The organism is Curtobacterium sp. PhB78 (genome assembly GCF_003751685.1).
Lineage (GTDB): Bacteria > Actinomycetota > Actinomycetes > Actinomycetales > Microbacteriaceae > Curtobacterium.
The window spans coordinates 163,307-180,441 of the sequence record NZ_RKIA01000003.1 but is presented as its reverse complement, the minus strand read 5'-3'; the positions used below and the strand labels follow the sequence as shown (position 1 = coordinate 180,441).

The window sequence follows — 17,135 nt, the reverse complement described above, 5'->3', positions numbered from 1 at the left end:
ACCGTAGTGTCCGCTGCACGACTGCAAGTTTGCGTTTGCTGTAGATCATGTGACGTTCCGGTTACAGTCGGGCCATGCCCGACACCGCGCCCGCCACCGAGATGGGTCTGCGCGACCGCAAGCGCATCGAGACACGCCACCGCATCGCGGAGGCGGCTCGGTCCCTCGCGCTCGAGCAGGACATCGACCACACCACGATCGAACAGATCGCCGCACGCGCCGAGGTGTCACCGCGCACGTTCTTCAACTACTTCGAGAGCAAGGAGGACGCGGTCCTCGGGCACACCGAGCTCGACCTGGACGCCGAGACCCTGGCAGCGCACCTCGAGACCGTCGCGGGGGAGCCGGCTGCGCAGGCTGTGGTCGACCTGGCGTTCCTGGTGTTCGGCTCGTCGTTCGGCGACGAGCACGAGCGGCTCGCCCGGAAGGAGGTCATCGTGCGCTTCCCGCAGCTCATGCGCCGTCAGGTCAGCCGGATGACGACCGTGGCCGAGGCGATGACGGGTGCGGTGCGCACGATCCTCGAGCGTGATCCGGCCTGGGGGCCGGACGCCGCGACCCCGCAGGCCGCCGAGATGCTGCTCGGCATGTGCATGACCGGGCTGCGGAGTTCGGCGCGGCACGAGGGTTCCGACCCGGAAGAGGTCCGCGCCCGCGTCGTCGCGTCGATCCGCGACACGGCTGCGCGCATCGCTGCGGCTTGAGACGCAACGACAGACGGACGGGAGGCCGGGTGCCAGCTGGCACCGTGCCTCCCGTCCGTGACGTGGATGCGTCGAGAGCCGTCACGGCTTCGTGATGAAGCCCTCCTTCACCATCCAGTCGAACGCGACGTCGGCCGGCTCGCGCCCCTCGACGTCGACCTGACGGTTCAGCTCCTGCAGCACGGCGTCGGTGAGCTTCGGCGAGATCTGGTCGTAGACGTCGGCGAGCTGCGGGTACTCCTTGAGCGTGGCCGAGTCGAGCACCGGCGCGACGTTGTACGCCGGGAAGAAGCCCTTGTCGTCCTCGAGCACGGTCAGGCCGAGCGACTTGATGCGGCCGTCGGTGGTGAAGACCTCGCCGAAGTTGCACTTGCCGCGGTCGGTGGCCGTGTAGACCGTGCCGGTGTCGAGGATGCTGACGTTGTCGCTCGGGATCCCGTTCTCCCCCGAGCCGCCGAGCTCCAAGCCGTACTTCTCGAGCATCGGCTTGAACCCGTCGGCACGCGAGTTGAACTCCGACTCCACGCAGAAGGTGCGCTCGTCCACGGGCAGCTTCGCGATGTCGGAGAGGGTCTTGATGTCCCCGAGCTCCTTGACCGCTTCGTCCCGGACCGCGAACGCGTAGGTGTTGTTCATCGGCGCCGGGTTCAGCCACGTGAGCCCGTTGCCGGCGTCCTCCTTCTTGACCGCTTCCCACTGCTCGGTCTTGTCCGGGATCCCCTCGGCGTGGCCCATGAAGGTCAGCCAGGCGGTGCCGGTGTACTCGTACGTGAAGTCCGCACCGTGCGAGGTCATCAACTCGCGGACGGCGACGCTGCCCGGAACGTTGGTCTCGTCGGTGACGTCGAACCCGGCGGCCTTCGCGGCGAGCACGGCGATCTTGCCGAGCACGAGCTGCTCGGTGAAGTTCTTCGACGTCACGGTGATGTGGGCACCGTCCGGCAGGTCGTCGATGCGCTCGATGGTGCCGGGACCGGCCTCGGGGACGAAGGACGTCGCGGGCTGCAGGCCGCAGCCGGCCAGGACGAGCGCGGTGGTGCCGGCGAGGGCGACAGCGGCCCCGCGGCGGAGGCGGCGGGTACGGCGGTTCATCGGAGTCCCTTCGGACGTGCGACGGTCTCGACCACACGGCCGAGCCAGTCGATGGAGAGGGCGAGGAGCGCCACGAGCAGCGCACCGGCGACGAGCACCTTCGGCAGGAACAGCGTCACGCCCGTGGTGATGAGGAGACCGAGGCCACCGGCACCGACGAAGGTGGCCAGGCTCGCGGTGCCGACGAGCAGCACGAGCGCCGTCCGGATGCCGGACAGCATGACCGGCACCGCGAGGGGCAGCTCGACGCGCATCAGGACGCTGAACGCGCTCATGCCCATGCCACGGCCGGCCTCGACGAGGCGCGAGTCGACGCTCTGCACGCCGATCATGGTGTTCCGGAGGACCGGCAGGATCGCGTAGAGCACGAGCGCGACCACGGCGGACCAGCTGTTCAGGCCGAGCCACGCGGCGAGCAGCACGATCAGGCCGACGGCGGGGGCCGCCTGCCCGAAGTTCGCGACGGCGAGCACGTACGGGCTCGCCCGACGCAGCGGTCCGCGCGTGAGGACGATGCCGAGCGGGATGCCGATCACGAGCACGAGCACCGTCGACTGCAGCGTGAGCACCAGGTGCTGCCCGGTGAGCGCCAGGATGTCCGACGGGTTGAGCGTCGTGCGCTCGGTCGGGGTCAGGTCCGCCGTGGCGAGCCAGATCGCGAACCCGGCGAGCACGACGAGGATCGCGATCGGCTGGAACAGCAGGCCCTTCCAGGACGTGCTGGCGCCGGTGGCGGGTCCGGCGGCGACAGCACTCACAGGTCTTCCCCGGAGGGCGCGATCACGGGCGCGGCCGGCGAGGACGGCAGCGTCTCGATCTGGTTGGTGTTCGTGCCGACCGGCGTGTACGCGCGGTCGTCGGCGGCTGCCGCACGCGACCGGGTGATGGCCTCCATGACGACCTCGACCGTGATGACACCGCGGAACGCCTCGCCACGACCGGTGACCAGTGCGGCCCCGGCGCTCGAGACGAGCATGGTGTCGAGGGCGTCGTTGAGCGTCGAGGCCTCGCCCACGATGGGCAGGTCCGCCTCGATGCCGTCCGGGATCCGGTCCAGGCGCTCGAGCTGTCGGCGGGACGGCCAGCCGATCGGCCGCTGCCGACGGTCGACCACGACGGCGTGCCCGTGACCCCCGGCCTCCTGCATGCGCTGCAGGACGGCCTTCGCCTCTTCGCCGGGGGAGCAGGTCACCGCGGAGACGACCTCGACGTCGCGGACGCGGTTCAGGGTGAGCTGCTTCAGCCCGGCGCCCGAGCCGATGAAGTTCTCGACGAACTCGTTCGCCGGCTCCGCCAGGATCCGCTCCGGGGTGTCGTACTGCACGATGTGGGCGCCCTCGGTGAAGATGACGATCCAGTCACCGAGCTTCACGGCCTCGTCGAAGTCGTGGCTGACGATGACGATCGTCTTGTGCAGCTCTTCCTGGATCCGCAGGAGCTCGTCCTGCAGGCGCTGCCGGGTGATCGGGTCGACCGCACCGAACGGCTCGTCCATCAGCAGGACGGGCGGGTCCGCGGCGAGCGCCCGGGCCACGCCGACGCGCTGCTGCTGCCCGCCGGAGAGTTCGCGGGGGTAGCGGTCGCGGTAGGTGGCGGGGTCGAGCGAGACGAGGTCGAGCAGCTCGTCGACACGCGCCGCGATCTTCTCCTTCGACCAGCCGAGCATCTTCGGCACGATCGCGATGTTCGCCGCGACGGTCATGTGCGGGAAGAGCCCGCCGGCCTGGATCACGTAGCCCATCCGGCGGCGGAGCTCGTCGGCGTCGATGCCGGTCACGTCGTCGTCACCGACGACGATGCGGCCCTCGGTGGGCTCGATCAGGCGGTTGATCATCTTGAGGGTCGTCGTCTTGCCGCAGCCGGACGGGCCGACGAGCATGACGATCTTGCCGGCCGGGATCTCGAGGGTGATGCCGTCGACGGCGGGCTTCGACTGCCCGGGGTACCGCTTGGTGACCTCGTCGAGCAGGATGCTGCGGCCGGTGACGTCCCCGTCGGGCGCGGTGGTGGTGGCGGAGTCAGTGCTGGACACGGATACCTCTCGAGATGGTCAGGCGGCCGAGGCCGAGGAGGAGCAGGTCGAGGACGAGGGCGAGCAGGACGACGCCGACCACCCCGACGACCACGGAGTACAGGGCGTTCGCGCCGCCGAGGCGCGAGAGTCCGGAGAAGATGAAGCCGCCGAGCCCGGGGCCGAGGGCGTACGCGGCAATGGCCGCGATGCCCATCACCATCTGGGCGGACACGCGGACGCCGCTCAGGATGATCGGCCAGGCCATCGGCAGTTCGACCTGCACGAGGGTCCGGAACCGGCTCATGCCGATGCCGCGCGCGGACTCGACCACGCTCGGCGGGATCTCGGCGAGGCCGACGACCGCGTTGCGCAGGATCGGGAGCGCGGCGAAGAAGACGACCGTCACGACGGACGGCAGCACGCCGAAGCCGAGCGGGACGATGAGCAGGCCGATGACCGCGAAGGACGGCAGGGTGAGGCCGATGGCGGACACCCCGTTCGCGACGGAGGTCAGGCGGGGACTGCGGTAGACGAGTGTGGCGAGCACCACGGCGATGACCGTGGCGAGCACCGTGCACTGGACCACCAGTGAGAAGTGTTGCCACGACGAGAACCAGATCTGGCTCCATCGCTCCACGACGTACTGGAACACGGGTGGGCGCTCCCCTTCCGGTCGGCCGAACTGCCCACGGGTCGGGGCACAAGCTGCGCCAAAGCTACGCAGAGCACGGACCGGTCGCACGACGAGGTGCAGCGGAAGCGATCGTTTCCTGTGCGGACGACCGGACGAGAACCCCTGGTCAGCGACCAGTTCGACCGTCGAGCCTGAGAGAACGGTAACGATCGTGAGGGGCCATCGGCTACATGGCCAAGCCCCGCAGGCCGGACCGCTCGGCGATGTCGACGAGCTGCTCGCGCCAGAGAACCCACTCTTCCGGGCTCTTGTCGGCCAGGTTGCCGTCCCCGTCGCCCGCCAGTCCGTCGAGCATCTCGCGCACGATGTCGGCGTGCCCCGCGTGCCGGGCCGTCTCGTACGCCATGTGCACCAGGATGCGGTGGAGCGTGACCTCGCGGAGCTCCTCCGGCCACCAGGGGACGGTGCCGCGGGCGTCGAGGTCGAGCGCTTCGATGGTGGCGTCGGCGTGCGCTGCACTGCGGTGGTGGAAGGCCACGACGTCGTCCAGGGTCTCGTCGAGCGTCGCGTACATGTCCTCGCCGTCCTCCGACTCGAGCCAGGCGGGCGGGTCCGGAAGCGGCCGACCGAACACCTCGCCGAAGTACCCGGCCTGCACACCGGCGACGTGCTTCACCAGCCCGAGCACGTTCGTGCCGGTCGGGGTCACCGGCCAGCGGGCCTGCCGTTCGGCCAGGCCGTCGAGCTTGCCGAGGAGCGCGGCGCGGTGCTTCTGCAGGTACCGGTGCAGCGTCCGCTTCACCGCAGCGGCCGAGGCCAGGGGATCGGTGTCCGACGACGCGCCCTCGTCCGACAGGGCCGAGTTCCCGCTGGACGCGAGGCCGGTGGTCGTCGCGGGGTGGACCTCGGGGACGGCGTCGGTGCTGCTCATGCCCTCGATCGTGCCACCACGACGTCCTGCAGGCGTGCCGATTCCTGCACGGCCACCCGCTCCGCGGTGAGCAGCAGCCCGGCCACCTCGGCCGAGGTGCGCGCGGGGGCGTCGTTCCAGCTCGTCAGGTCACGCACGCGGCCCATGCGGACGTCGGGCGCAGGACACCAGAGCACCGGCGCGCCCTCGTCCACGGCGAGCGCGTGCCAGACCAGGTCGAGGGAGTGCTGGACCCGCGGCGAGTGCACGGCGTGCGGCCCGCCAGCGGCCGAGACGACCGCGCCGACCAGGCAGGCGGCGACGAGCGGTCGCCCCTGCACGTCCATCGCGGCGGCACTCGTGGCCTTCCGCATCCGGCCGTGCTCGTCGAGGTACGCGAACCAGGCGTGCTGGATCCAGCCGCGTTCGACGACGCCACGCGCGTCGGACAGCAGTTGCTCGAGCTCGCCGAGTTCCTGCAGCCGGGCTTCGACCCGTCGGACGCGTGCGGCGGCGCGGCGCTCGGCGAGGCGGTCGAGGAACCCGCGGAGGCCGGTTCGCTCGGATCGGGTGGGGGCGGGAGAGGCGTCGGTGGCGACGTCGTGCTGGACGCGGAACTCGAGGGTCATGAGGGCCCCTCCGATCGGCTGTGCACGGATGGTGCGGTCACGATAGCCCCGCGGGGTCTCAGCCGTCCAGCACCGCGTCGATGCTGCGCCGCGCGACGCTCCGGAAGGCGCGTTCGTCGGACGTCGCGAGCGCGGAGGCGAGCGCGATCGCCCACCCGCGCGCGCGTCCCCAGGTGCCGTCCGGAGCGGCGACCAGCGTCCGGAACGCGTGGCGGGCCTCCCGGTCGAGCGTCAGCCAGGCGGTGGCGAGGTCGACGGCGGGGTCCCCCGAGGTCACGTCGCCGAAGTCGACGACCGCCGACAGGCGTTCGTCGCCGTCCGGCGTGCGGTCCACGAGCAGGTTGAACGGGTGCAGGTCGCCGTGCACCCAGACGGGAGGCCCGGTGTGCGTCGGCAGCGCCGCCGCGGTCCGCCAGACCGCTGCCAGCTCCACGGCCCGGGGCACGTCCTGCGTGGCGAGTCGCGTCAGGACGGCGTCGCTGCGCGTCGCCAGCGGCACCGCACGGAACGGGTTCGCCGGAGCATCCGCCGGAGCCGGCACGTGCAGCAGTCGCACGAACCCCGCGAGGGCCTCGGCGACCCGGACACCGGCAGAACGCTCACCGACGGGTGCTCCCGGGAGCCACGGGACGATGCTCCACGACCAGGGGTACCCGAGCGCCGGACGGCCCACGCGTACCGGGGCCGGCACCGGGACGACGGGTGCGACGCGGGCGGCGATCTCCGGCAGCCACCGCTGCTCGTGCTCGACCAGGCGTGCTGCGAGCTCCCGACGCGGCAGCCGCACGGCGTACTCGTCGCCGAGCCGCACGATGACGTTGTCCCAGCCGTTCGCGACGACCACGAGCCGGAGGTCCGCCAGGTCGGGGTGCTGGGCGCGCAGCAGGGCCCGGACGAGCGGGACGTCGACGTCGACCTCTGCCGGTGGTGTGGGCACCGGCTCAGGCTAGTGGGCCGGTGGACACATGCCCGCGAACGGGGGCGGGTGCGGAAACCGACCGCTGGGTATGCTCGCAGGGACGGTGACGTGGGTGTTTCCCTGGGGGGACCCGCGTCATTCCGGCGCGATGATGGCGACGAGTCGCGGGATCTCTGGCCGGAGGCGTTCGGTGACGAGCGCGGCGAGCAGCACCGTCCAGAGTTCCCGCAGGCGTTCGTACAGGTCGGTGCGGTCAGCGAGCACGTCCGACACCGTCTGCACGCCCGTGTACGCGGGGATGACCACACGTCCGACCATGTCCGGGTCCCACCGCGGTTCGACCTCGCCGGCGTCGATCGCCTGGCGGACGGTCTGTGCGATGAGCGCCATCCAGTCGGTGTACGGGTCCTGACGGGGGACGTCGTGCGTCGCGACCTCGGTCGACAGACGGATGCCGGCGCTCACGACGACCTCGGTGACCATCTGGGTCGCCAGTCCCTGCGACATCCACATGAGGGCTTCGAGCGGCGTCCGGCTCCGGGCGACCGCGGCCTCGCCGTAGCGCCGCGAGACCTCGTGCTGCTGCGCGATCACGGCACCGGCGAGGTCGGCCTTCGACGCGAAGTGGAAGTACAGCGCGCCCTTGGTCAGCCCGATCCGCTCGGCGACGCCGTCCATCGACGTGCCGAGGTACCCGCGCTCGTCGAACTCGGCGGCCGCGGCCCCGATGATCGCCGCGCGGGTCTCGAGCGCCCGCTGCTGCCGAGTGCGTCCGTCCTGCGCCATCACCTCCCGATCGTAGTCCCGCTCCGGGGCTGCGCACGGCCCGCGTTCGGGCGGGTGCCCTACGGTTGGCCGCCATGGACGGATGGCGGAACCCCGCGCGGTGGGCGCGGACCGGACGGTGGCTGCTGCTGCCGATCGCGGTGCTCGACTGGGTGGCCCTCGCGCCGCAGACCATCGTCGTGCTCGCGTTCCTGATCGCCGTCGTCGGCCTCGCCGGGATGGCAGCCGCGCTCGTCGTGCACATGCTCGGGCGCTCCCGCGGGGTGATGGCGCTGCTCGGTGTCGTCCTGCTGCTCGGCGGGCTCGTGGTGTTCGGCCTCGACCCGTTCCCCGCATCGTTCCCGCTGATCGACGCGTGGTGGCCCGAGTCGATCACGCAGCCGCAGGTGGTCGGCAGTGCCTACTGGCAGCTCGCCGGCCTCGGCATCGAGCTCGCGGGCTTCGGACTGCTGGCCACGCTGCTCGTCGTCGCGCTCACCGGCGCACCGCGATCACGGCAGGACCGCTTCCGCTCCTGACCGCGGCGCACGACTGCGGCAGCGACGTCGTCAGCGGACGGTGTTCAGCGCCGCCCGAGCACGACCAGCGTCACGTCGTGGGCTGCACCGGCCGGCACCAGGGCGCGGACCCGTTCGACGACCGCGGCACCGGTCGGCTCGGCAGCGACCAGGGCGGCCAGGTCGTCGAGGTGGCCGATCCCCTCGAGCGCCAGGACGCCCTCGGTGCACACCACCAGCCGGTCGCCCGCCGCCAGGTCGAGCGTGGCGGGGGACCGCGGCACGGACTCCGGCTGCAGGCCGAGCGGCAGGTCGAGCGAGTGCAGCGCCCGGCTGGTGCCGTCGGCGCGGACGAGCACCGCGAGGCCGTGGCCGGCGTCCCCGAAGACGACGTGCCCCGACGTCGGGTCGAGCCGCAGGTGGAAGAGCGAGCCAACGGCGTCCGCAGCGGACAGGTCGGCGGTGATCTGGGCCTCCAGTCCGCCGATCGCGTCCTGCATGGCGGTCTCGGTGCGTGCGACGACGGCACCGCGGACCGCGGAGGCCAGCAGGCCGGACGCGCGTCCGGCCGCCGCGACGCTGCCCATGGTGACGTGCAGCGCACCGTCGCTGGCGAGTCGCCAGTCGGCGACGTCCCCGCCGCCGTCCTCGGTCCGGAGCACCAGGGTGTCGAGGTCGTGTCCGGGGACCTCGACGGGTCCGGGGACCAGGCCCTCGAGCACGCGGGTCACCCGATCGCGGTCGATCGCGTGACCGAGTTCGCGCTCCGCCCACCGTGCGAGGTCACGCAGCAGGTCGAGGTCGGCCGCCGACAACTCGCGCGGGGTCGCGTCCATGATGCAGAGCGTGCCGACACGGGTGCCGTCGAGCATCGACAACGGTGCTCCGGCGTAGAACCGGATGCCCTGCTCGGTGACCGCTGCCAGGTCGCGGAACCGGGGGTCCAGCAGCGCGTCCGGCACCACCATCGGCTCGTTCGTGAGCACCGTCGTCGAGCAGAAGACCTGCTCCGCCGGGGCGCTCCCGCCCTGCCGCCAGCCCTGCGTCGACTGCGCCGTCACGACGTTGCCGTGCACCAGGTTCAGGAACGTCAGCGGGACCCCGAACGCCTCTTGGGTCATGCGGGTGATGCGGTCGAACCGCTCCTCCGGGCCACTGCCGAGGACACCGAGTGCCTCGACGACGGCGGTCCGGTGCGCGGCGGGGTCCAGCTGGGTCATGCGCCCTGTCTACCCGCACCCTCCGTCAGGAACCAGTCCCGCGGGTGCTGGTCGGCCGTCAACTCGCGTCGCTCGGACACCGGAGCGGCCCACGCCGCCGCGTTCGACAGCACGCGCTGGATGTCCGGGTGGTGGTAGACGGGGTACTCCTGGTCGCCGGGGGAGAAGTAGAAGACCTTCCCCAGACCGCGGCGGTAGGCGACCCCGGACCGGAAGACCTCGCCGCCGGCGAAGGTCGACAGGAAGACCTCTTCGTCGGGGCGCGGGATGTCGAAGAACTCGCCGTACATCTCCTGCCGGTCGATCACGATCGGGTGCGGCACCCCGGCGGCGATCGGGTGCTCCGGCGCGATCGTCCAGACGAGTTCGCGCTCACCGTCGTTGCGCCACTTCAGCGAGCAGGTGGTGCCCATCAGGCGCTTGAACGGCTTCGAGTAGTGCCCGGAGTGCAGCACCACCAGGCCCATGCCGGCGTGCACGGCGTCGACGACCAGGTCGACCACGGTGTCGCTGACCTCGTCGTGGGCGGCGTGGCCCCACCAGAACAGGACGTCGGTCGTGGCCAGGCGCTCGGCGGTGATGCCGTGGTCGGGCTCCTGCAGCGTGGCGGTGCTCACGGTGGCGTCGGGGTGGTGCTCGCGGAGCGCTGCCGCGATCACGGTGTGCATGCCGTCGGGGTAGTGCCCGATGACCGTCGCGTCACCGCGGGTCTCGTGCACGTTCTCGTTCCAGACGACGATGTTCAGGGGACGGTTCTCGGTCGGCACTGACATGGCTCCAACGCTAGCCGCCCCGGGCGTCGAATCGATACGACCACCGGAGTGTCGGGGGTTTCCCGGGACACGTCCGCGACGATGTGGGCATGACTCCCCGCTCCCTGTTCCGTGCCGCCGCGGTCGCCGAACTCGTGACCTGGACCATGCTCATCGCCGGGATGGGGCTCAAGTACGGCCTGGACGCCGGCGACTGGGGCGTCCGGATCGGCGGCGGAGTGCACGGCTTCGTGTTCCTGGCCTACCTCGTCGTGACGACCGTCGTCGCGGTCAACCAGCGCTGGACCCTCGGGGCACTCGTGCTCGGCTGGGCGAGTGCCGTCGTGCCCTACGCCACGGTGCCGTTCGAGGTCGCGGTCGCCCGCCGAGGCATGCTCGAGGGCCCGTGGCGCCGCTCACCCGACGCGCGCTCGGGCTTCTGGGACCGTCTGCTGTTCTTCGTGGTGCGTCGCCCCGCAGTCGCGGTCGTCATCGGGGTCGTGGCGGTCGCTCTGGTCTTCGTGGTGCTGCTGGCGGCGGGCCCGCCCCGCGTGACTTCGTGAGCAGAAATGGTCGGGTTCGTGATGCGGACCCGACCATTTCTGCTCACGATGCGCGGCCCTGGTCGCGACCACGGACGGACGGGAGGCCCGGTGCCAGCTGGCACCGGGCCTCCCGTCCGTCAGGTGCGTGCGTCTAGAGCGCGGCGAGCGTCGCGTTCAACGTGGCGGACGGGCGCATGACCGCGCTCGTCTTGGCGTCGTCCGGGCGGTAGTAGCCGCCGATGTCGGCCGGGTGGCCCTGCACGCCGTTCAGCTCCTCGACGATCTGCTGCTCCTGCGCGTCGAGCTTGCCCGCGATCTCGGCGAACGACGCTGCGAGCTCGGTGTCCGTCGTCTGCGCTGCGAGCTCTTCCGCCCAGTACTTGGCCAGGTAGAAGTGGCTGCCGCGGTTGTCGATCGAGCCGAGCTTGCGGCCCGGGGACTTGTCCTGCTCGAGGAAGGTCCCGGTGGCACGGTCGAGCGTCTCACCGAGGATCTTCGCCCGCTCGTTGCCCGTCACACCGGCGAGGTGCTCGAGGCTGACCGCCAGGGCGAGGAACTCGCCGAGGCTGTCCCAGCGCAGGTAGTTCTGCTGCACGAGCTGCTGGACGTGCTTCGGGGCGGAGCCGCCGGCACCGGTCTCGAACAGGCCGCCGCCACCGAGCAGCGGGACGACGGAGAGCATCTTCGCCGAGGTGCCGAGCTCCATGATCGGGAACAGGTCCGTCAGGTAGTCGCGCAGGACGTTGCCCGTGACGGAGATGGTGTCCTCGCCGCGGCGGATGCGCTCGAGCGAGAAACGCATGGCGCTTTCCGGCGAGAGGATCTCGATCTGCAGGCCCTCGGTGTCGAGCTCGCCCAGGTACTGGCGGACCAGACCGATCAGGTTCGCGTCGTGCGCGCGGGCCTCGTCGAGCCAGAACACGGCCGGGGTCTCCGAGGCGCGGGCACGGGTGACGGCGAGCTTGACCCAGTCGCGGATGGCGACGTCCTTGGTCTGGCAGGCGCGCCAGATGTCACCGGGCTCGACGTCGTGCTCGATGACGACGTCGCCGGCGGCGTTCGTCACACGGACGACGCCCGCGCCGGGGACCTCGAAGGTCTTGTCGTGCGAGCCGTACTCCTCGGCCTTCAGCGCCATGAGCCCGACGTTGGGCACGGAGCCCATCGTCGCCGGGTCGAAGGCACCGTTGACGCGGCAGTCGTCGATCACGGTCTGGTAGATGCCGGCGTAGCTCGAGTCCGGGATCACGGCGAGGGTGTCGTGCTCGTCGCCGTCCGGACCCCACATGTGGCCGGAGGTGCGGATCATCGCGGGCATCGAGGCGTCCACGATGACGTCGCTCGGGACGTGCAGGTTCGTGATGCCCTTGTCCGAGTCGACCATCGCGAGCTCGGGGCCCGCGGCGATGCCGTCGGTGAAGGCCTGCTTGATCTCCGCGCCGTTCGGCAGGGCGTCGAGCCCCGCGAGGATCGAACCGAGGCCGTCGTTCGGGGTGAGTCCGGCGGCGGCCAGGTCGGCACCGAAGCGCTCGAACACCGACGGGAAGAACGCCTTGATGACGTGGCCGAAGATGATCGGGTCGGAGACCTTCATCATCGTCGCCTTGAGGTGCACGGAGAACAGGATGTCCTCGGCCGCGGCGCGCTGGATCTGGTCCTGCAGGAACGCCTCGAGCGCGGCGACGTGCAGCACGGTGCCGTCGACGACCTCGCCCTGCACGACGGGGATCGACTGCTTGAGGACCTGGGTCTCGCCGCCCTCGGCGACGAACGTGATCGTCAGGACGTCGTCGGCAGGGGCGATCCAGGACTTCTCGTTCGAGCGGAAGTCGTCGACGCCCATCGTGACGACGTTCGTCTTCGAGTCGCTGCTCCACGCACCCATGCGGTGCGGGTGCTTCCGGGCGTAGTTCTTGACGGACAGGGGAGCGCGGCGGTCGGAGTTGCCCTCGCGCAGCACGGGGTTGACGGCGCTGCCCTGGACGCGGCCGTAGCGGGCGCGGGCGTCGCGCTGCTCGTCCGTCGTGGGCTCGTCCGGATAGTCGGGCAGGTCGTAGCCCTGTGACTTCAGTTCCTTGATCGCGACCTTGAGCTGCGGGATCGACGCCGAGATGTTCGGCAGCTTGATGATGTTCGCCTCGGGGGTCTTCGCGAGCTCGCCGAGCTCGGCCAGGGCATCGTCCACGCGCTGCTCGTCGGTGAGCCGCTCCGGGAACTGGGCGATGATCCGGCCGGCGAGCGAGATGTCGCGGGTCTCGACGTCGACACCAGCGGTGCCGGCGAAGGCCTGGATGACCGGGAGGAAGGAGTGGGTGGCGAGGAACGGCGCCTCGTCCGTGAGGGTGTAGATGATCTTGGCCATGCTGGCGGGTACTCCCTTGTTCGACCGTCGGTACGTCCACGCTACTCGTGGTGCGGGATGTCTCGACATCAAGATACATGGTCCGGCCTGCGTCCGGCGGGTACTCGGCAGACGTCCTGGAGGCGCACTGTCGGCTCATAGGAACGCTCGGTGGACTGGTCTTCCGCAGTTCCAGAGCCGCAGGAGGGCGATCATGGCGACGACACGTGCGACACCGGAGGACTTCGGGTGGTCCGCGGAGGACCTCCGCTCGGCCTACGCCTCGGACGGCAGCGGCCCGTACCGGTACGCGCCGGATGGCTCGGGGCCGTTCTCGTACGACGTCGACGGTTCCGGACCGTGGCTCGTCGGGCCGGAGCCCCGCCGCGGACTGGCCCGGTTCGCCCCGCGCGACCGCGGTGGACGCTCCCGACTCCGCCGCATCGGCACAGCGGTGAGCGCCGGGGCGCTGGCGCTCGTGCTCGCCGTCGGCAGCGTCGCGGTCGTCGCCCACGCCGCCCCTCCACACCCTTCGGTCCAGGCGGGGTCTCTCCACAGCGGTGAGCCCGACAGGACCTGATCGCGCGGACGGTGCCACGCTGGACCGGTGACCGAACTCCTCGTCGTGGGCGTCATCGCCCTGATCGCCATCGCCGGTGCCGCCGTGCTCGGGCCCCGCATCGGGGTCGCGGCACCGCTCGTGCTCGTCGTCGTCGGGATCATCGCGAGCCTGCTGCCGTTCATCCCGGACGCGGAGATCGAGCCGGAGTGGATCCTCGCCGGGGTCCTACCGCCGCTGTTGTACTCGTCGGCGGTCTCGATGCCGTCGATGAACTTCCGGCGCGAGTTCGGCGCCATCAGTGGCCTGTCGGTGCTGCTCGTCATCGCGTCGAGCCTGGTGCTCGGCCTGTTCTTCGCCTGGGTGGTGCCGGACCTCGGCTTCTGGTGGGGGATCGCCCTCGGGGCGATCGTCAGTCCCACCGACGCCGTCGCCACCTCGATCGTCAAGCAGACCTCGGTGTCGCGCCGGGCGATCTCGATCCTCGACGGTGAATCGCTCCTCAACGACGCCACCGCACTGGTGCTCCTGCGGACGGCCATCGTGGCCGCTGCCGCGTCGTTCTCGTTCTGGGGAGCGCTCGGCGACTTCGCGGGCGCCGTGGCCATCGCGGTGGTCATCGGCTGGTTCGTCGGCTGGCTGAACGTGTTCGTGCGCTCCCGGGTGCCGAGCGCAGCGGTGAACACGGCGCTGTCCTTCGCGGTGCCGTTCGTCGCCGCGGTACCGACCGAGCACTTCGGCGGGTCAGGACTCGTCGCCGCTGTCGTCGCGGGGCTGTTCACCGGCATCGTCGGACCGCGCAAGCTCCCGCCGGGGCACCGACTGTCCGACGCGCAGAACTGGCAGACCATCGAGCTCGTGCTCGAGGGCGCGGTGTTCCTGACGATGGGGCTCGAACTCGCGACGATCCTCCGCGACGTGCAGGAGGACCACTCCGGCATCGGCCCGGCGCTGCTCATCGCCGTCGGGGCCCTCGTGCTCACCGTGCTGGTACGGGCCGCGTACGTCGTCCCACTGCTGTTCGCACTGTCGGCGGCGGCCAAGCGCGGCGAGCGGATGCAGGAACGCTTCGCCGAGATGCACGCCGGCGACCGCGACGCGATGAGCGACGTGATCCGCGAGCACCGGCCGGGCAACCGAGCGCCCTCGGAGCGGGAGCTCGACCGGTTCACGACACGCGTCCGCCGCACCCTGGCGGACATCGCGTACTACACGAAGGCACCGCTGGGCTGGCGCGAGGGCACCGCCGTGGTCTGGGCCGGCATGCGTGGGGCGGTGACCGTCGCCGCCGCGCAGACCCTGCCCGAGGGAACGCCACAACGATCGCTCCTGGTGTTCATCGCGTTCGCGGTGGCCCTGCTCTCGCTCGTGGTCCAGGGCGGCACGATCGGCCCGCTGCTGCGACGGATCGCCGCTCCCGCAACCGACACGTCGACGCGGGACACCGAGGAGCGCAAGCGGCTGCTCGAGCTCATGCGGACGGCGGCCGAGGACGTCCCCGGCACTCGCGAGGCCGGCCCTCGTGCGCGCGAAGAGCTCGAGGCAGCCGACCCGGCCGAGCTCCGGGCGTGGATGGGACGCGAGAAGGCCCGACGACTCGCGGTGCTCGAGGCGCAGCGTGCGGCGATCCTCGACGCCCGCGACGACGGTTCCTTCGACGCCGAGGTGCTCGAGTCGATGCTGCAGAACCTCGACGCCGAGCAGATCGCCCTCGAGCTCCGTGGAGCACCTGCCCGCTGACGGCAGTCCCGTGCCCGCTGACGGCAGTCCCGTGCCCGCTGACGGCAGTCCCGCCGGTCAGGTGCCGATCGAGACGCGGAACACCCGGACGCCGGCCGCCCGGAGTGCTGCGAGCCCGAGCCGCATCCGCATGCTGCGGAACGGCCGCTCGAACCCCGACGGCGCCGATGCGGCATCGATCTGGTGGAGCACCTCGGACGTCAGGGTGCGCTCGACCTTCGGCGCCAGCCGTGTCAGTCCCGAGACCGTCACCACGATCCGGACGGCGTGCGGCACGAGCAGCGGATCGATGAGCTCAGCGGCCGCCTGCGCACGGTGGAACGCGGGGTCGTCACCGGGGCGCCGGATCGCGATGACCGCGAGTTCGGCGTCCCAGGTCTCCTCGGGGTCCGGCAGGTCGTCGACACCGATGACCCGCATGCGTGCGGCGTCGATGCCCGCGCGCACCGCGGCAGCGCGGAGCACGGGCAGGAGTTCCTGGGTGCCGGCGAGCACGACGTCGGCGGTGCCGAGGTCGACCTGCGCGGGCCGCTCTCGCGGCGATCGGGCCATGGTGCGGGTCCTTCCGTCGCTTTCCCACGACGCTACCGATGTCGGACGGTCGGGGGACGTCGGGGCCAGCGGTGATCAGGTGCCTCCCAGCCCCGCGGTAACGAAAAGATCACGGTGGGGCCTGTACAAAGCGACAGAGTCGTGCAGAATGGTGGGCGGCCATGACGACTGCACCCGAACTCGACCAGCACCCGGAGACCCCGGTGGTGCACCTGTCCCGTCGCGCTGCCCTCGAGGCCGAGCGTGCCGCAGCCCGGAAGCCCCAGCGCCGAGCGGAGAAGCCCGCCAAGGCAGTGAAGGTCGCGAAGCCCGCCAAGGTCGCGAAGCCCGTCGGCCGCCGCGCCACCGCAGCCCGCGCGACGACCGAGCACGTCGACACCCGCATCACGCGCGTGGTCCGCCGCCCCGCTGCCACCGTGACGAGCGTCGCGAAGGCCCCACGGGCCTCCCGGTCCGGTCGTGCCGGACGGATCACCCTGACCAGCGCGGCTGCGGCGATCGCGATGTTCGCCGCCTCGGCGATGCCCGCCCACGCCAGCGCCGGCACCTCGATGGCGACCTCGACCATCGCGCCGATCGTGCGCACCCAGGACTACGCGGTCACCCAGGCGGTCACCGCGACCGGGCTCGACCGCGACGGGTTCACCGTCGGCGGCGGCACGACGCGCCGGATCATCACCACCGGCGGCACGGCCGACACGAGTGGCATCGCGGGCGAGGCCGTCTCGTACGGTGGCGCGGTCCGCTCCCCGTTCCCCGGCCCGGTGCAGATGAGCTCGGGCTTCGGCTACCGCTCGGCACCGTGCGGCGCGTGCTCCTCGCTCCACCAGGGCCTCGACTTCACACCCGGCATGGGCACGGCCATCGGTGCCGTCGCCGCGGGCACCGTCCGGATCTCGGGCACGTACTTCTCGTACGGCAACGCCGTGATCATCGACCACGAGATCGACGGCCGCCAGGTGTCGACGCTCTACGGGCACATGATCCCGGGGTCGTCGCCGCTCAAGGTCGGCGACCAGGTCGAGGCCGGCGAGTTCATCGGGCTCGTGGGTTCCTCCGGCGTCTCGACCGGCGCGCACCTGCACCTCGAGGTCCTGATGGACGGCGTGACCCCGATCGACCCCGAGGCGTGGCTCGAAGCCCGCATCGGCCGCTCGCTGACGACGTAGCCCTCGACACCACCCACCCCGGACGCACAGCAGACGTCGAGCGCTGGTGGGGTGACGTCCCAGCTACCCTGT

Annotated in this window: 18 protein-coding genes; 6 read left to right on the top strand and 12 right to left on the bottom strand. The window is 71.3% G+C overall.

The window, feature by feature from the left end:
- Positions 1-74: 74 nt before the first annotated feature.
- Positions 75-704, top strand: a complete 630-nt coding sequence (locus EDF53_RS07735; RefSeq protein WP_123293018.1) for a TetR/AcrR family transcriptional regulator — start codon at positions 75-77, stop codon at positions 702-704.
- Positions 705-785: 81 nt separating this feature from the next.
- On the opposite strand, the gene EDF53_RS07730 is transcribed toward EDF53_RS07735, so the two are convergent.
- The 8 genes from EDF53_RS07730 to EDF53_RS07695 all read right to left on the bottom strand — a co-directional run bounded on the left by EDF53_RS07730 (position 786) and on the right by EDF53_RS07695 (position 7,688).
- Positions 786-1,796 (bottom strand): glycine betaine ABC transporter substrate-binding protein, encoded by a 1,011-nt coding sequence (locus tag EDF53_RS07730; protein WP_123293017.1) that lies wholly within the window; start codon positions 1,794-1,796, stop codon positions 786-788.
- Complete coding sequence (locus tag EDF53_RS07725; RefSeq protein ID WP_111083579.1) at positions 1,793-2,554, bottom strand: ABC transporter permease; 762 nt, start codon at positions 2,552-2,554, stop codon at positions 1,793-1,795. Before EDF53_RS07725 ends, EDF53_RS07730 begins: the two co-directional genes overlap by 4 nt.
- The gene (locus EDF53_RS07720; RefSeq protein WP_123293016.1) at positions 2,551-3,828 is read right to left on the bottom strand and encodes an ABC transporter ATP-binding protein; all 1,278 of its coding nucleotides are present in this window, start codon (positions 3,826-3,828) and stop codon (positions 2,551-2,553) included. Before EDF53_RS07720 ends, EDF53_RS07725 begins: the two co-directional genes overlap by 4 nt.
- A complete protein-coding gene (locus EDF53_RS07715) occupies positions 3,815-4,462 on the bottom strand; it encodes an ABC transporter permease (protein WP_111083581.1) in 648 nt (215 codons plus the stop codon). The genes EDF53_RS07720 and EDF53_RS07715 overlap by 14 nt, the downstream gene beginning before the upstream one ends.
- A gap of 208 nt (positions 4,463-4,670) precedes the next feature.
- Entirely contained in the window at positions 4,671-5,375 is a 705-nt protein-coding gene (locus EDF53_RS07710) for a DinB family protein (protein WP_123293015.1), read from the bottom strand.
- Positions 5,372-5,983, bottom strand: coding sequence for a hypothetical protein (locus EDF53_RS07705; RefSeq protein WP_123293014.1), 612 nt, complete (start codon positions 5,981-5,983; stop codon positions 5,372-5,374). The genes EDF53_RS07710 and EDF53_RS07705 overlap by 4 nt, the downstream gene beginning before the upstream one ends.
- Positions 5,984-6,041: 58 nt before the next feature.
- A complete protein-coding gene (locus EDF53_RS07700; RefSeq protein WP_123293013.1) occupies positions 6,042-6,920 on the bottom strand; it encodes an aminoglycoside phosphotransferase family protein in 879 nt (292 codons plus the stop codon).
- Positions 6,921-7,037: 117 nt separating this feature from the next.
- The gene (locus tag EDF53_RS07695; RefSeq protein WP_123293012.1) at positions 7,038-7,688 is read right to left on the bottom strand and encodes a ScbR family autoregulator-binding transcription factor; all 651 of its coding nucleotides are present in this window, start codon (positions 7,686-7,688) and stop codon (positions 7,038-7,040) included.
- A 74-nt stretch (positions 7,689-7,762) separates the two neighbouring features.
- On the opposite strand from EDF53_RS07695, the gene EDF53_RS07690 reads away from it, so the two are divergent.
- On the top strand, positions 7,763-8,206 hold the full coding sequence (locus EDF53_RS07690; RefSeq protein WP_123293011.1) for a hypothetical protein: 444 nt from the start codon (positions 7,763-7,765) through the stop codon (positions 8,204-8,206).
- Between the two features lie 44 nt (positions 8,207-8,250).
- Here EDF53_RS07690 and EDF53_RS07685 read toward each other — a convergent pair whose 3' ends face one another.
- Together EDF53_RS07685 and EDF53_RS07680 are read right to left on the bottom strand one after the other, a co-directional pair.
- The gene (locus EDF53_RS07685; protein ID WP_123293010.1) at positions 8,251-9,405 is read right to left on the bottom strand and encodes a PP2C family protein-serine/threonine phosphatase; all 1,155 of its coding nucleotides are present in this window, start codon (positions 9,403-9,405) and stop codon (positions 8,251-8,253) included.
- Complete coding sequence (locus EDF53_RS07680) at positions 9,402-10,178, bottom strand: ThuA domain-containing protein (RefSeq protein WP_260215242.1); 777 nt, start codon at positions 10,176-10,178, stop codon at positions 9,402-9,404. Before EDF53_RS07680 ends, EDF53_RS07685 begins: the two co-directional genes overlap by 4 nt.
- 89 nt (positions 10,179-10,267) lie before the next feature.
- Between EDF53_RS07680 and EDF53_RS07675 the strand changes: the two genes are divergently transcribed.
- Positions 10,268-10,720 (top strand): DUF3817 domain-containing protein, encoded by a 453-nt coding sequence (locus tag EDF53_RS07675; RefSeq protein WP_123293009.1) that lies wholly within the window; start codon positions 10,268-10,270, stop codon positions 10,718-10,720.
- A gap of 133 nt (positions 10,721-10,853) precedes the next feature.
- Here EDF53_RS07675 and EDF53_RS07670 read toward each other — a convergent pair whose 3' ends face one another.
- Positions 10,854-13,064: an NADP-dependent isocitrate dehydrogenase gene (locus tag EDF53_RS07670; RefSeq protein WP_123293008.1), complete on the bottom strand. Its 2,211-nt coding sequence runs from the start codon at positions 13,062-13,064 to the stop codon at positions 10,854-10,856.
- 193 nt (positions 13,065-13,257) lie between these two features.
- Here EDF53_RS07670 and EDF53_RS07665 point away from each other — a divergent pair, with 193 nt between their 5' ends.
- Complete coding sequence (locus tag EDF53_RS07665; RefSeq protein WP_123293007.1) at positions 13,258-13,623, top strand: hypothetical protein; 366 nt, start codon at positions 13,258-13,260, stop codon at positions 13,621-13,623.
- A gap of 27 nt (positions 13,624-13,650) precedes the next feature.
- Positions 13,651-15,342, top strand: a complete 1,692-nt coding sequence (locus EDF53_RS07660) for a sodium:proton antiporter (RefSeq protein ID WP_123293006.1) — start codon at positions 13,651-13,653, stop codon at positions 15,340-15,342.
- Positions 15,343-15,399: 57 nt separating this feature from the next.
- Here EDF53_RS07660 and EDF53_RS07655 read toward each other — a convergent pair whose 3' ends face one another.
- Entirely contained in the window at positions 15,400-15,894 is a 495-nt protein-coding gene (locus EDF53_RS07655) for a hypothetical protein (RefSeq protein ID WP_111083592.1), read from the bottom strand.
- Positions 15,895-16,055: 161 nt separating this feature from the next.
- On the opposite strand from EDF53_RS07655, the gene EDF53_RS07650 reads away from it, so the two are divergent.
- Positions 16,056-17,063 carry a M23 family metallopeptidase gene (locus EDF53_RS07650; RefSeq protein ID WP_123293005.1) on the top strand — a complete coding sequence of 336 codons (1,008 nt, stop codon included), beginning with the start codon at positions 16,056-16,058 and terminating at the stop codon, positions 17,061-17,063.
- The last annotated feature ends 72 nt before the right edge of the window (positions 17,064-17,135 follow it).

Coding starts and splice junctions, on each gene's coding strand:
- EDF53_RS07730 (WP_123293017.1), bottom strand. CDS start 1,796: ATGAACCGCCGTACCCGCCGCCTCCGCCGCGGGGCCGCTGTCGCCCTC.
- EDF53_RS07675 (WP_123293009.1), top strand. CDS start 10,268: ATGACTCCCCGCTCCCTGTTCCGTGCCGCCGCGGTCGCCGAACTCGTG.
- EDF53_RS07680 (WP_260215242.1), bottom strand. CDS start 10,178: ATGTCAGTGCCGACCGAGAACCGTCCCCTGAACATCGTCGTCTGGAAC.
- EDF53_RS07685 (WP_123293010.1), bottom strand. CDS start 9,405: ATGACCCAGCTGGACCCCGCCGCGCACCGGACCGCCGTCGTCGAGGCA.
- EDF53_RS07655 (WP_111083592.1), bottom strand. CDS start 15,894: ATGGCCCGATCGCCGCGAGAGCGGCCCGCGCAGGTCGACCTCGGCACC.
- EDF53_RS07690 (WP_123293011.1), top strand. CDS start 7,763: ATGGACGGATGGCGGAACCCCGCGCGGTGGGCGCGGACCGGACGGTGG.
- EDF53_RS07735 (WP_123293018.1), top strand. CDS start 75: ATGCCCGACACCGCGCCCGCCACCGAGATGGGTCTGCGCGACCGCAAG.
- EDF53_RS07695 (WP_123293012.1), bottom strand. CDS start 7,688: ATGGCGCAGGACGGACGCACTCGGCAGCAGCGGGCGCTCGAGACCCGC.
- EDF53_RS07705 (WP_123293014.1), bottom strand. CDS start 5,983: ATGACCCTCGAGTTCCGCGTCCAGCACGACGTCGCCACCGACGCCTCT.
- EDF53_RS07665 (WP_123293007.1), top strand. CDS start 13,258: ATGGCGACGACACGTGCGACACCGGAGGACTTCGGGTGGTCCGCGGAG.
- EDF53_RS07650 (WP_123293005.1), top strand. CDS start 16,056: ATGACGACTGCACCCGAACTCGACCAGCACCCGGAGACCCCGGTGGTG.
- EDF53_RS07710 (WP_123293015.1), bottom strand. CDS start 5,375: ATGAGCAGCACCGACGCCGTCCCCGAGGTCCACCCCGCGACGACCACC.
- EDF53_RS07670 (WP_123293008.1), bottom strand. CDS start 13,064: ATGGCCAAGATCATCTACACCCTCACGGACGAGGCGCCGTTCCTCGCC.